This is a genomic window from Streptomyces sp. NPDC127100 (genome assembly GCF_042724095.1).
Classification (GTDB): domain Bacteria; phylum Actinomycetota; class Actinomycetes; order Streptomycetales; family Streptomycetaceae; genus Streptomyces.
Window position 1 is genome coordinate 54,427 of sequence record NZ_JBHXFL010000020.1, and the last position, 13,053, is coordinate 67,479.

Below are 13,053 nucleotides of genomic sequence, written 5' to 3' on the forward strand. Positions count from 1 at the left end.
CAAACCCACCCGGCCGGAGCGGTCCGGCGGACGGCGTCATAAAATGATCAGGTGAACGGCGAGTGGCTCATACGCGGCCGGGACGGCCGACTCAGCGTCTACCTGGTCTCCCAGGACGCTGTCCTGTGCCGGGCGGAGCAGGCACCCGGCGGTACCTGGGACGCCCCGCGCAGGATGGGCGGCGACCAGCGGCTGCATCCGGGTCTGGCGGTCGGCCAGGGTGCCGACTCCTACGCACACCTGGTCGCCTGGCGTCCCACGACGCCCGGCGAGTCCGGTCTGGTGCACTCCACCCACTTCCGGCCCCTGCTGGCCGCCCTGGACTGGGAACCCGTCGGCCACCCGAACGGCAAGGGGGACCGCACCGGGCGGCCCGCCGTCGCGGTCGACGCCCAGGGCCGCGCGCACATCTTCGTGCGCAACGGCGCCGGCGGGCTCGGCATGCGGGCCCAGAAGCAGAAGGGCGGCTGGGGTCCGTGGCGCGACCTCAAGGGCGCCGAACTCCAGGACGCGCCCGTAGCGGTGGCGGGCAGGGCCGGACGCATCGAGGCGTACGCGGCCGGCGCGGGAACCATCCTGCACTGGCGCCAGGAGACGCCCGGCACCGAGTTCCAGCTGGTGGACGCGGTGGAGGCCACGGCCCGTCCGGGCACCCTGCGCGCCCTGGCCACCTCCGACGACAACACCACGCTGTTCTTCACCGACGCGTCCGGCACCCTCTGCGCCTGGCGTCCCGGCTCCGAGCCCGTACCCCTGCTGTCCGCGGCGGGGCCGGGTCCGGTCGCGGCCGTGCGCTGCGAGCTCGACGGGCACGACTGCACGCTGCTCGCGCAGTGTTCGTCCTCCGGCCGGGTCGCCTTCGCGGCGTACCCCGCCGAGCAGGAGTCGGCGGGCGCCTGGTGGACCGAGTCCGGTCCCCGGCTGGCCCCCGACGCCGAGGTCTCCCTCGCCCTGGACACCGACGACCGGGTGGTGGCGGCGGTCCTCACCCCGTCGACGGGGCAGCTCCTGCTCTCCCGACGCAAGGACGAGCCGGGGCTGGCGCTCACGGCGTGGCAGACGGTCTGACGCGGCGTAGCCCGCCAGGCCGCGGCGCGAGCCGGGACCCCGCGCGGGGACCGGTCACCGCACCGTCTCCACGCTGCGTCCACCGCACGGCCATCTATGATGAGCCGGCTCGGTGTCCCGTACACAAGTTCGGGAGAGGCGGACAGGCCGCGCCGGGAGTCACGGAAGGGGCAGGTCTCGTCATGCGGACCCGATCCGGGCGCGGCACCGCCCGGGGCAGAGAAGTCCCCGGAAGGGAACACCCGCCGGCCGAACGGCAGGGCACCCCGCGCGCGGTGGACGGCCGCCGGCTCGTCCTCGGCAAGGACGGCCGGCTGACCGCCTACGCGCGCACCGACGACGGACTGCTGCGCTGGACCGAGGCGAGGCCGGGCGGACCGGAGTGGACGGGCCCGGACTTCTTCCCCGTGCCGCACCTGACGCACCTGTCGGTGACCCAGGGCGCCGACACGTACGTGCACCTGGTCGGCCGGCGCGAGATCCGCCGGCCGGACGGCCCGCCCGCCACCGACGTCGTCCACGCCATCCAGTACCAGACCGGACGCCCGGTCACCGAGTGGCGGTCGCTGGGCAATCCGCACGGCGAGCCGGAGAAGGCGGCCCGTCTGGGTGCGCCCGCCGCCGCCGTCAGCGCCTCCGGCCGGGTGCACGTCCTCGTGCGCAACGCGGGCGGCGGGGTGATGCTGCGCCGGGAGGCCCCGGGCGGGAAGTGGGAGCGGTGGCACGACCTGAAGGGCAGTGGGGTGCACGACGGTCTCGCCGTCCTCGCCCTCGGCTCCGGACGCGTCGAGGTGCTGGCCGGCGGTGAGAGCAACGCCATGCGGTGGCGTCAGGACGAACCCGACGGCGAGTTCAGGCGGGAGCTGAACATACCCGTGCGGGTGGCGCCCGGGAGCGTCTCGGTGCTGGAGACGGCGCCGGACCGCGCCACGTACTACTGGACCGACCCGGAGGCGGGCGGCGTGGTCGCGCACCGCCCCGGAGGGTGGCTGATCCCGCTCGGCGGGGACCCGGCCGCCGCCGAGCCCGTCACGGCGGTGCGTGCGGCGCTCGACGGGTACGACTGCACGGTGCTGGCGCACCGCGACGCCGGGGGAGAGGTCGTGCTGGCCGGCTTCGGCACGGAGAACGAGCAGTCGGGCGTGTGGTGGTCGCCCACCGGCGAGCACAGCGGGGCCGCCCCGGCGCTGGCCCTCGACGCGCTCGGTCGCGTCGTGCTCGCGGTGCTCGGCCGGGACGGTTCGCTGCGCGTCTCCCGCCAGACCGGCGAGCCGGGCCTGTCGATGGCGCCCTCCGTGACCGTCTGACGCGGCGCCGGGGCGCTGCCCGCGTCAGTTCCGCGTGCCGCCCGTGGCCGGTGACTTCTTGGCGGACTCGGGAATCTCCGAGTCGCCGCGGATCGCCTTCCACAGCGTCGACGCCTGCGGTTCGGCGGCCACCACCCGGTTGGGGTCGGTCCTGTCGTACGCCACCGGGAGCATGATCGTCTCCATGGTGCCCGGGTCGACGCCGTTGAGGCTGCGGCCGAAGTCCGCGAGCTTGGTGAGGGAGGCGAGTTCGGAGTCGGTGGTGAGGGCGGAGGTGAGCTCGTCGGCGATCGTGTAGGTCTTCGTGGGGCTGCCCAGCAGGTCCTGCTTCTTGATCTCGGACAGCAGAGCGATCATGAACTGCTGCTGGAGCCCGATGCGCCCGAGGTCGCTGCCGTCGCCGACGCCGTGCCGGGTGCGGACGAACTGCAGGGACTGGGTGCCGTCGAGCCGGTGGGTGCCGGCGGTCAGTTCGAGGCCGCTGGAGGAGTCCTGGATGTCCTGGTCCACGGTGACGGTCACCCCGCCGATCGCGTCCACCAGGCCCTTGAAGCCGGCGAAGTCGATCTCCACGTAGTGGTCCATGCGCACGCCGGACATCTGCTCCACCGTCTTGACCACGCACGCCGGACCGGCCTGCGAGTAGATGGAGTTGAACATCACCCGCTGCGCCGGGGCGACCTCGCCGCCGTCGGACCGGGTGCACGCGGGCCGGGTGACCAGGGTGTCGCGGGGGATGCTGACGGCGACGGCCCTGGTGCGGCCCTCGGGTATGTGCATCACCAGGGCGGTGTCGGAGCGGGCGCCGGCGACATTGCCGGTCTTCAGCCCGGCGTTGGCCCCGGCCCGTGAGTCCGAGCCCAGGATCAGTACGTTCTGCCCGGACGTGGGGAGCTTCTGCGGCCGGTCGGTGCCGATCGCCTTGTCGATGTCGACGCCCTCGATGTTTCCGTCCAGGCTGCTGTACAGCCAGTAGGCCGTGCCGCCCGCGGCGAGCAGTAGCACCACGAAGGTGACGAGGACTGCACGGAATATCCGCGAACGGCGGGTGCGCTGTCGGCCCGCGCTGCGGGAGGCTCTTCGGCGGCCGACGCGGGTGCTGGGGTCGGGAGCGGGATCACTCATGACGGAGCACTATATGCAGGCCGACCAGGCATTGCGGCACCCTCCCCGCGGCGGCGGAGGCGATTTCCGGGTGGCCGAAAAGGTTGTACCGGGTGGCCGTGTGATTGTTCACGCGGACCCTGGCGTCAAGCAATAGTTCACGTCTGGACTTTTAGGCTCCTCATATGTGAAAGTTCTGTGACTCGCTCAACCCGTGCGCATGTTCGAGTGCAGACGGGTGGGGCTTGAGTCGAACAGATCGAAAGATGAGCAGCAGACGGTCTGTCTTCGCTCGACGACCGGGGGGCAGCGCCGCCTCCGCGTGACGTCGGCGCGGGACCGGTAGCGGCATGGACGGTGAGTGCCTCGTGGTCGGTTCCGGCAATCCGGAGTCTGGATCCCTCGTGTCCGCGTACCGGGCGATCGTGCCGACGACCGCCCGGCGGGGCATCGCCCGCAAGGTCCCCACCCCGCTGCGCTCCGCCGTCAAGCAGTCGCTGACCACCGTCGACGCCGTCCGCTCCGCCGCGGTCGTCTGGGCCATGGGCGGGCGCCGCAACCTGCCGCGCCACGGCGGCGACGACGTCCGTGTCGTCAGGGCCGGCAACCGGCACATGCGCGCCCAGGTCGTCGAGGGCGCCACCGCCTGGGCGGCTCGTGCCCGCAACCTCCACCTGCTCGTCACCGCGCTCGAATCCGGCGGCATCGACCACTTCTGCGTCCGGGGCACCGGACGCGACGTGCCCGCCGTCGCCGTGCCGGCCACCGCGCGCCGTGAGGCGGAGGCGGTGCTGCGGGCCGTGTTCGCGGCGGCGCCCGGATACGCCGGGCCCGTCGGCGACGACGGGGCCATGCAGCCCGGCGACGAGGAGCGCAGCTGGAGCCGGCTGCGCCGGCACGACGTGCTGCGCGTCGCCTGGTACGTCACCGACCTCACCCAGGAGCTCGTCTTCGGGGCCGGCTTCGGCTGCGACCTCGAGTTCTGGCGGGAGGACGAAGGGCGTCTGACCGCGCCCCGGCCCAACAGTGTCGTCACCGACTTCGTCGACGCCGGGGAGCGGGTCGAGGCACCGCAGGCCCTGTTCAGCCTCATCCCCGGGGCCTACGCCACCGGACTAGCCCGCACGCTGCCCGAGTTCACCCGGCCGCTGCCCGAGGACCACCTCTTCCCCATCGACGTCGTCTACACCTGGGTCGACGACTCCGACCCCGTCTGGGCGGCCGAGCGGGACGCCGCCCGGTCGGGCCGGCTCGGCGTCCCCGCGCCGCGGCTGCACTCCCAGGCCGCCAACGACGCCCGCTTCACCAGCCGGGACGAACTGCGCTACTCGCTGCGCTCCCTGCACCAGTACGCGCCCTGGGTGCGCACCATCCACCTGGTCACCGCCGGGCAGGTCCCCGCCTGGCTCGACACCGACGCCCCCGGCCTGAAGGTGATCGACCACCGGGACATCTTCTCGGACCCCTCGGCCCTGCCGACCTTCAACTCGCACGCCATCGAGAGCCAGTTGCACCACATCGACGGCCTGTCCGAACACTTCCTCTACCTCAACGACGACGTGTTCTTCGGCCGTCCGCTCACCGCGGGCCACTTCTTCCACGCCAACGGGCTGACCAAGTTCTTCCAGTCCAAGGCGCTCGTGCCCAGCGGTCCGACGGGCTCCGGCGACCTGCCGGTGAACGCCGCGGGCAAGAACAGCCGGGCACTGATCGAGCGGTCCTTCGGCACCCGTATCGCGCAGAAGATGAAGCACACCCCGCATCCGCTGCGCCGCAGCGTCCTCGCGGACATCGAGCTGGTGTACGCGGACGAGCACCACCGCACCCAGCACTCCCGTTTCAGGTCGCCCGAGGACGTCCCCATCGCCTCGTCCCTGCACCACTACTACGGCTTCCACACCGGCCGCGCGACCACCGGCAGCCTGCGCTACATCTACATCGACCTCGCCGGGGAGCTCGCCCAGCGGCGCCTGGACACCCTTCTGGCGCGCCGTAACTTCGACACCTTCTGCCTGAACGACACGGTGGCGCACCCGGACCCCGGGGCACAGGACCGCATGGTGCGCTCCTTCCTCGAGCGCTACTTCCCCGTGCCCAGCCGGTTCGAACTGCCCCCGGGCGTGACCGGCCCCACCCGTCTCACCGACCGCCGCGCCCTCAGCGGGCACGCCGCCGGCCCCCACGAGTACGCCCCTATCGACGGAGCCCCACGATGAAGCGCCGACCTCTTCGCGCCGTCCGCAGGAGACTGCGCCGAGCCGGCACCCGCGTCCGGTCGGTCCTCCTGCGCCGGGTCTTCCTGCCCTGGCGCGAGGACCGCGCGGCCGTGCTCCGCTACGCCGCGGTGCTCGACGGCCAGACCGTCAACCTGCACGCGGGCATGCCGCGCTGGGTGCGGCCCGACGAGAACGCCCGCATCGAACTGCGCCGCAGGGGCAGCCGCCACACCGCGGACGCCCGGGTCTACACCGACCACGACGGCACCGTCGTCATGGACGCCGCCGTGCTGCTCGGACAGGAGGTCGGCGGCCTCGCGCTGCGGTCCGGCAGGTGGAAGCTCCGGCTGCGGGTGAAGAAAGGTTTCCGCAGACGTGCCCTGTCCCTGCTGCTCCTCGACATGCCGAAGCCCTACGGCGGTCCGACCCGGCCCATGGACGCGTCGACGGTGACGGGCGCCCGCTACCGGCTGGGCCGCACCGTCACCGGAAGCGCCCGGGTGACCTTCACCCCCTCCCCGCCCTCGGCCGAGGTGGTCCGCGTCCGGACGTCCCACAGCGGGGTCGAGATCGTCTTCCGGGTCGTCGGGAGCGAGCCCGAAGCGCCGCGGGCAGAGTTCGTCGCCTCCGGGCGCCGCCTGGAGGCGGAGGTCGGCGAGCTGGAGGACGGACTGTGGCAGGTGTCCGCCCCGCTCCACCTCATGGTGCCGCGCCGCGACCGCCCCGAGCAGTGGGACGTCGTCCTGTGCTCGGACAACCTGCGCTCGATGCGGCTCGGGCGGCGGCTCCACGACGTGCGCAACCCCAAGCGCGTGTTCGCCATGCGGGAGACCGCCGTCACGCCCGCCGGCCGTGACCCCATGCTCGTACTGCCCCGCTACACGCCCGCGGGCAACTTCCGCATCCAGTGCAGCCCGATGGCGCAAGCCGCGTAACCGGAACCATGAAGATCACTTTTCTCCTGCTCACCGCGGACGCCGTCGGAGGAACCGAGCGGGCCGTCTTCAACCAGGCCGCCGAACTCGTCGCGAACCACGACGTCCGCGTCCTGAGCATCCTGAAGACCCAGCCGAAGCTGTTCTTCCCCATCGACGAGCGCATCCGCGTCGACTACCTGATCGACCGGACGGGCGCCACACCCGTACCGCTCCGGGCGACCGGGCTCACCGCCGAGGCCTGGGCCCAGGTGGCGGACCGGCCCAGCGCGCTGGTGGACCCCTCGTGGGAAGCGGCGTTCAACCGGCTCACCGACCTGGAACTGGAGTACCACCTCCAGAACACCGACACCGACCTGCTCGTCACCACGACGCCGGCGCTCATGGCGCTGGCGGTGCAGCTGGCCCCGCCCCGCGTGATGACCCTCCACCAGGAGCACCGGGTCTCCGAGCTCCGCGGACCCAGCGCCGAACCGCTCCTGCGCTACGCCTCCCGGCTGGACGCACTCGCGGTGCTCAGCAACCGCACCCGCGACTGGTTCGCCGAGACCCTCGGCGAGAGCGCGCCGCGCATCGACGTCGTGCCGAACGCGCTGCCCCGGGGTTTCCGGCCGCGGTCCACCCTCGAGACCCGCAGCGTGGTCATCGCCGGCCGCCTGGTCGGCGAGAAGCAGATCGACCACGCCATCACCATCTGGGACACGGTCGTCCGCCGGCACCCCACCTGGACGCTGCGCGTCTTCGGCGACGGCCCGCTCAGCGGCGCCCTGCGGCGGCAGATCGACGTGCTCGGCCTGCACGACAGCGTCCAGCTCAACGGCAACTCCCCGCACCTCGCCGAGGAATGGGCCAAGGCCAGCATCGCCCTGATGACCTCCCGCAACGAGGCCTTTCCCCTGGTCCTCACCGAGGCCCAGGCGGCCGGCGTGCCCGTCGTCTCCTACGACTGCCCCAACGGCCCGCGCGAGGTCGTCTCGGACGGGCAGACCGGCATCCTCGTGCCCGCCAACGACACCGACGCCGCCGCACAGGCACTGATCCACCTCATCGAGAACGCCCCGCTGCGCCACCGCATGGGCCAGGAGGCCGCGGCGTCCGTCGCCAGGCTCGCTCCGCCCGTCGTCACCGCCATGTGGGAGAAGATCTTCGCCGAGCTGGCGGACGAGCGGGCCTCCGGGCTCCGCGAGGCCCGCAAGGCGGAGCGGCAGGCGGTCCACGCCCTGATGAGCGGACAGGAGGGCATGCTCCGTCCGGCGGCCCCCGCCCCCGCCACGACCGTCGACACCAAGGAGCAGCGCGCCCTGGAGGAGCGGCTCCTGCGGTCGGACCGGGGCCTGGTGCGCGACGGCGGGCAGCTGTGCCGCCGGCTGGAGAGCGAGACCCCCTGGGACGTCGTCCAGCACAACCTGGGCCTGGTCGCCGCCGCCCTGACGCACGCGCAGATCCCGTACTTCGTCACCCGGGACACCAACGTCCGGCACGCGGTGGCCGTGCACACCTCCAACCGGGAGGCCGTGCTCAAGGCACTGTCCGCCGTGCACGGGGGCAGCGCCGTCTACGTGTCCCTGCTCAACGAGCGCCAGAGCCCCACGGCCACCGTCCTCGCCGCCTTCGCCGAGCGGCACGCGCAGACCACGTGCTCGGCCGTGCGCGTCTACCAGAACGCGGTCAGCCCCGCCCGCACGCTCCGGCTGGCCGGCGTCTACGGGTGCACGGTCAACTTCTGGGAGGAGGACCCGGACGATCCCGCCATGATGGTCTCCCCGGTCCGCACCCTCGTCGGCGACCGGGTGCCGGTCAACTCGATGCGGGTGCGCACCACGGTGCTGGGCGGGCGCACGTACCCGACCATCGAGCCGTACGCCCACACCCTCAACGGGGACGTGACCTTCCCCGTCGACGCCGTCTACACCTGGGTCGACGGAGGGGACGTCGACTGGCTGGAACGCAAGAACGCGGTGATGCGGACGCTCGGCATGCGGACCGAGGACGCCGCGAGCAGCGCCGCCCGCTTCCGCGACCGGGACGAACTGCGGTACTCCCTGCGCTCCATCGACATGCACGCCCCCTGGATCCGCACCATCCACCTCGTCACCGACCAGCAGGTCCCCGAGTGGCTCGACCTGAGCCACCCGCGGATCCGGGTCGTCGACCACCGTGAGATCTTCGCCGACCCCGCGGTGCTGCCGACGTACAACTCGCACGCCATCGAGAGCCAGCTGCACCGCATCGACGGCCTGGCCGAGCACTTCCTGTACTTCAACGACGACGTGTTCGTCGGACGCGTGCTCCAGCCGGGCATGTTCTTCCACGGCAACGGCGTCGCCAAGTACTTCATGTCGCCCACGACCGTGCCCATGGGACCGGTCACGGCCGACGACGAGTTCAACATGAGCGCGGCCAAGAACAACCGCGAGCTGGTCGCCGACACCTTCGGCCAGGTCCTCGCGCACTCGTTCCTGCACGCGCCGCACCCCCTGCGGCGCAGCGTGCTGGCCGACATCGAGGAGTACTTCACCGACGCCGTCGCCGCCACGGCGGCGAGCCGCTTCCGCAGTCACTCCGACCTCGCGATCGCCTCGTCGCTGCACCACTACGTCGGCTACCACACGCAGCGGTCCGCGCCCGGCAGCATCAACTGCGGCTTCGTCAACGTCGGCCTGAGCGACCACAAGCAGCGCCTGGCCCGGCTACAGCTGAACCGGCCGCACGACGTCTTCTGCCTGAACGACTACCACGACGGCGACGTCGGCGAGGACGAACAGGACGCCATCCTGGCGGCCTTCCTGCCCTCGTACTTCCCGGTGGCCAGTCAGTTCGAGGCCGGATCGCCCCGCAACCAGCGGTTCCACGCCGGACACCTGCCCGGGTGGCCCCTGTGACCGTCACCGCCCGTTCGTCCGCCGTCCCCGCCCGGAGCGCCCACCGATCATGACCCAGCCCACCGAAGCGCACCCCACGTCGCTGTTCCAGGTCTTCGCGCACCCGGACGACGACCTCTACTTCGTCAACCCCGACCTGAGCCGGCTGCTCGCCGCCGGACACCGGGTCACCAGCGTCTACCTGACCGCCGCCGAGGCGGACGGGCGCAACGTCGACACCCGTGACCCGCTCCGGGACCGCGGTCCGGTCGACTTCGAGGGCTACATGGAGGCCCGCCAGAACGGGCTGCGTGCCGCCTACGCCACCATGGTGCTCGGGCAGCGGGAGGCGTCCTGGGTCCGGGAGGCCGTGGAACTGGTCCCCGGCGTGGCCGCGGAGCGGTGCTACCTGGCCGAGGCGCCGGAGGTGCAGCTCTTCTTCCTCGGCCTGCGGATGGTGGACGCCGCGCACGGCTACCCCGCCGACCAGCCGCCCGTCCGGCTGACCAGCCTGTGGGACGGACGGGCCGCCCGTCAGCCCACGCTCGTCGCCCCCGGGTCGCCGCTGCGCCAGGCACAGCTCCTGGGCCGGGAGGAGGTCGTCGCGGCGCTGGTGCAGCTGCTCGGCTACGTGCAGCCCACCCTGATGTGGACGATGGACCCCGACCCCCTGCACGAGTCGTTCGACGAGGCGCGCGGCATCACGTCCAGCGACCACGCCGACCACACCGCCACCGCCCAGTTCGCGCTCGAGGCGCTCCGCCGCCACCTGCGGTCCGGCGGCCGCCCGCCGCTGACCGAGCACTTCACCGGCTACGGCAACAAGACCTGGCCGAACAACCTCAGCGAGCGCTCCTACACCCTGAAGAAGGAGCTCATCGACGTGTACGCGGGGGCCGACGGCCACCCGTGCACCCACCGCTACTGCGGTGACCTCCAGCTCGGCGACGGAGCGGACATCCGGCGCTACGGCTGGAGCACCCGCAGCCGCTACCCGCAGGGCACCCAGTGGCTGCACCTGCAGGCCGACGGCCGGCTCGCCGCCTACGCGGTCCTCGGCGACCAGGCCGCCGTGTGGACCGAGGAGGAGGCGGGCGCCGGCCGCTTCGAAGGGCCCCTGCTGCTGCCCGGCAACGGCCTCCTGCCGTGCCTCGCCGTCGCCCCCGACCGCACCGGCGGCGTCCACCTGGTGGGCCTGCGCCGCACCACGGGCGAGGAGGGCCGGGTCGATGTGGAGGTGGTGCGCATGTGGCGCCAGGCCCACACGGGCTCGGTGCTCCCCTGGGAGTCGTTCGGCAACCCGGACGAGGCCACGAGGGACTGGCGCCGCTGCCGCGAGGTCGGCGTGCCCGCGGCGGTCGTCGATCCGGCGGGCCACCTCCACGTCTTCGTGCGGAACTTCTCGGTCGGTGTCAGCACGCGCCGCGAGACCACGGACGGGCTCGCCCCGTGGGAGGCCTTCGGCGGGCGCTGGATGCAGGACGCCCTGACCACCGTCCTGCGCTCCACGGGCCGCATCGACATGTACGCCACCAACCGCACCGGCGGCGTGCGCTGGCGCCAGGAGGCGGTCTACGGCCCGTTCAAGCTGGAGGACCAGCTGGTCACCGGCGTGCCGGAGACCTGGCGCCCGGCCTCGGGGCTGACCCCCGTGCAGATCGGCCGCAACCGCGTGGCCCTGTTCTACCGGGAGGAGGACACCGGCGCGGTCATGCGCCATCAGCAGCGCCCGAACGGCACCTGGGAGCAGCGGGTGGCACGGCTGAGCGAGGACGGCGGCACCGGCGCGGTCGCCGCGGCGCGGCTGCGGTCCGCCGACCACGACGTGCTGGTCCTCGCCCGCCGGGACGAGCACAGCAGGCCCGCCGTCACGGTGCTGGCCACGGACGGGCGCGAGGACGGCCGGCCCGACTGGCGGCACCACGCCGTGCAGACGGTCGGAGCGCCGGCGATCGCCGCCGACGCCCACGGCCGGGCGGTCGTCACGGCACTCGGCGCCGACGGCCGGCTGCACTGGGCGAGGCTCGAGGAGGCGCGCCCGGGGGCCGGCTTCGGCCCGTGGCAGGCGTGCTGACGCGCGGGCCGCGGCGGACGACAACGGAGGCGAGAAGAAGAGGCCATGAAGATCTGCGTCATCGGTAACTCGGTTGCCGCATCCCGTACCGAGGAGGAGGCCCCGCTCGCCGGCTGGGGCCAGTACCTCGAGGAGTTCCTGGGGGCCGGCAGCGACGTCCGCAACTACGCGCGCGACGCGATGACGCTGCGCGGCTACTACACCGAGCGGTTCGCGGCCCTGCTGACCCTCGTGGGCCCCGGGGACGTGGTGCTCATCGCCTTCGGTCACGTCGAGCAGCGAATCAACCAGCTCAACCGGTACCACGGACCACGCGAGTTCAAGGAGTACCTGCGGCTGTACGTCGAGGCTCTCCGCGCGCAGGGCGCGCTCCCCGTCCTGGTGGCTCCGGCGGCCCGCTGCGTCTTCGACGCCTCCGGCCGCCCGGTGGACACCCACGACGGCTACCGGGAGCTGACCCTGGAGGCCGCCGCGGAGCTGGACTGCCCGGTCATCGACCTCACGGCGTCCACCACCCAGCTCCTGGCGGAACTGGGACCCACCCGGGCCCGCAACCTCTACCGGTGGCTCGACCCGGGCGAGCACCCCGGGCACCCCCAGGGCATCATCGACTCCAGCCACTTCAACCACGCCGGGGCACGTGAGGCGGCCCGGCTGGTGGCGAGCGGACTCGCGGGCGTTCCCGGCGTGCCCCCGGGGCTGGTGCAGGTCCAGAAGCTGATGCCCGGCCCGATGCCCGAGGTGCGGACGGAGTTCACCGTGCAGCACCCGCACCTCGCCCTCACGGCCCGGCCCGAGGTGAGCGCCGCCCCGGTCGTCCGCTCACCGGAACCCGGCCGGCCGGTCGGCGCCGGACGGAAGCTGACGGGTACGGCCCCCGCGGGTGCCCAGTACGTCATGTTCTTCGAGGACGGCCAGTACCTCGGCGGCACCCAGGTGGCCGCGGACGGCACCTGGCAGTGGCGGCGCGCGGTGCAGTGGCCCGCGGGACGGCACAAGGTGACCGCCGTCGCCCTCGCCGGAAGCGCGGTGTCCTCCTCGACGGAGGCCGACTTCGAGGTGCTGGAGCGGCTGGACGCGCCGGAGGTGGTCGGCCCGCGGCCCGGTGCCTGGAGCGGTCCCCGCCCCCGGTTCTCGGGCACGGCGGGGCGCGGGACCGAGAAGGTCATGGTGCTGGAACAGGGACGGCTGATCGCCGAGGCACCGGTTCAGGAGGACGGCACCTGGCGGGTCACGCACGCCCACGACTGGCGGCCCGGGACCTACACCGTGGAGTTCGTGGCGGTGTTCAGCGCGATCCGCTCGGCGCCCGCCCGTCTCGAGCTGAAGGTCCACGGCGTCCCCGAGGACAGCTGGCTCCACACGTCGATGTCGGCGCGGGTGGCCTGCGGTCCGGGCTGTGAGCACTACCCGGCGCTGCCCGCCTGGTGACGGACGCGGGCAGCGGGGGCACGCGCCGCCCGCGCCCGCCCGGGAGCACCGAAGGGG

Annotated in this window: 8 protein-coding genes; 7 read left to right on the top strand and 1 reads right to left on the bottom strand. The window is 73.0% G+C overall.

Annotated elements, in window-relative coordinates; genetic code table 11:
* Positions 1-51 precede the first annotated feature (51 nt).
* Positions 52-1,068, top strand: a complete 1,017-nt coding sequence (locus ACFWJB_RS19595) for a hypothetical protein (RefSeq protein WP_385471272.1) — start codon at positions 52-54, stop codon at positions 1,066-1,068.
* A gap of 182 nt (positions 1,069-1,250) precedes the next feature.
* Positions 1,251-2,375 (top strand): hypothetical protein, encoded by a 1,125-nt coding sequence (locus tag ACFWJB_RS19600; RefSeq protein WP_386923618.1) that lies wholly within the window; start codon positions 1,251-1,253, stop codon positions 2,373-2,375.
* Between the two features lie 24 nt (positions 2,376-2,399).
* Here the strand turns inward: ACFWJB_RS19600 and ACFWJB_RS19605 are convergent, their stop codons facing one another.
* A complete protein-coding gene (locus ACFWJB_RS19605) occupies positions 2,400-3,500 on the bottom strand; it encodes an LCP family protein (RefSeq protein ID WP_386923620.1) in 1,101 nt (366 codons plus the stop codon).
* Positions 3,501-3,847: 347 nt separating this feature from the next.
* Between ACFWJB_RS19605 and ACFWJB_RS19610 the strand changes: the two genes are divergently transcribed.
* The 5 genes from ACFWJB_RS19610 to ACFWJB_RS19630 are packed head-to-tail and all read left to right on the top strand — an operon-like array spanning position 3,848 to position 12,996.
* Complete coding sequence (locus tag ACFWJB_RS19610; protein WP_386923676.1) at positions 3,848-5,695, top strand: stealth family protein; 1,848 nt, start codon at positions 3,848-3,850, stop codon at positions 5,693-5,695.
* Positions 5,692-6,630, top strand: a complete 939-nt coding sequence (locus ACFWJB_RS19615) for a hypothetical protein (protein WP_386923622.1) — start codon at positions 5,692-5,694, stop codon at positions 6,628-6,630. The genes ACFWJB_RS19610 and ACFWJB_RS19615 overlap by 4 nt, the downstream gene beginning before the upstream one ends.
* Before the next feature lie 8 nt (positions 6,631-6,638).
* Positions 6,639-9,512, top strand: coding sequence for a stealth conserved region 3 domain-containing protein (locus tag ACFWJB_RS19620; protein WP_386923624.1), 2,874 nt, complete (start codon positions 6,639-6,641; stop codon positions 9,510-9,512).
* A 49-nt stretch (positions 9,513-9,561) separates the two neighbouring features.
* Positions 9,562-11,565, top strand: a complete 2,004-nt coding sequence (locus ACFWJB_RS19625; RefSeq protein ID WP_386923626.1) for a PIG-L family deacetylase — start codon at positions 9,562-9,564, stop codon at positions 11,563-11,565.
* Positions 11,566-11,610: 45 nt separating this feature from the next.
* A complete protein-coding gene (locus tag ACFWJB_RS19630; RefSeq protein WP_386923628.1) occupies positions 11,611-12,996 on the top strand; it encodes a GDSL-type esterase/lipase family protein in 1,386 nt (461 codons plus the stop codon).
* Positions 12,997-13,053: the final 57 nt, after the last annotated feature.

Excerpts from the sequence above, each read along its gene's own strand:
- ACFWJB_RS19600 (WP_386923618.1), top strand. The coding sequence starts at position 1,251 with ATGCGGACCCGATCCGGGCGCGGCACCGCCCGGGGCAGAGAAGTCCCC.
- ACFWJB_RS19605 (WP_386923620.1), bottom strand. The coding sequence starts at position 3,500 with ATGAGTGATCCCGCTCCCGACCCCAGCACCCGCGTCGGCCGCCGAAGA.
- ACFWJB_RS19620 (WP_386923624.1), top strand. The coding sequence starts at position 6,639 with ATGAAGATCACTTTTCTCCTGCTCACCGCGGACGCCGTCGGAGGAACC.
- ACFWJB_RS19615 (WP_386923622.1), top strand. The coding sequence starts at position 5,692 with ATGAAGCGCCGACCTCTTCGCGCCGTCCGCAGGAGACTGCGCCGAGCC.
- ACFWJB_RS19630 (WP_386923628.1), top strand. The coding sequence starts at position 11,611 with ATGAAGATCTGCGTCATCGGTAACTCGGTTGCCGCATCCCGTACCGAG.
- ACFWJB_RS19625 (WP_386923626.1), top strand. The coding sequence starts at position 9,562 with ATGACCCAGCCCACCGAAGCGCACCCCACGTCGCTGTTCCAGGTCTTC.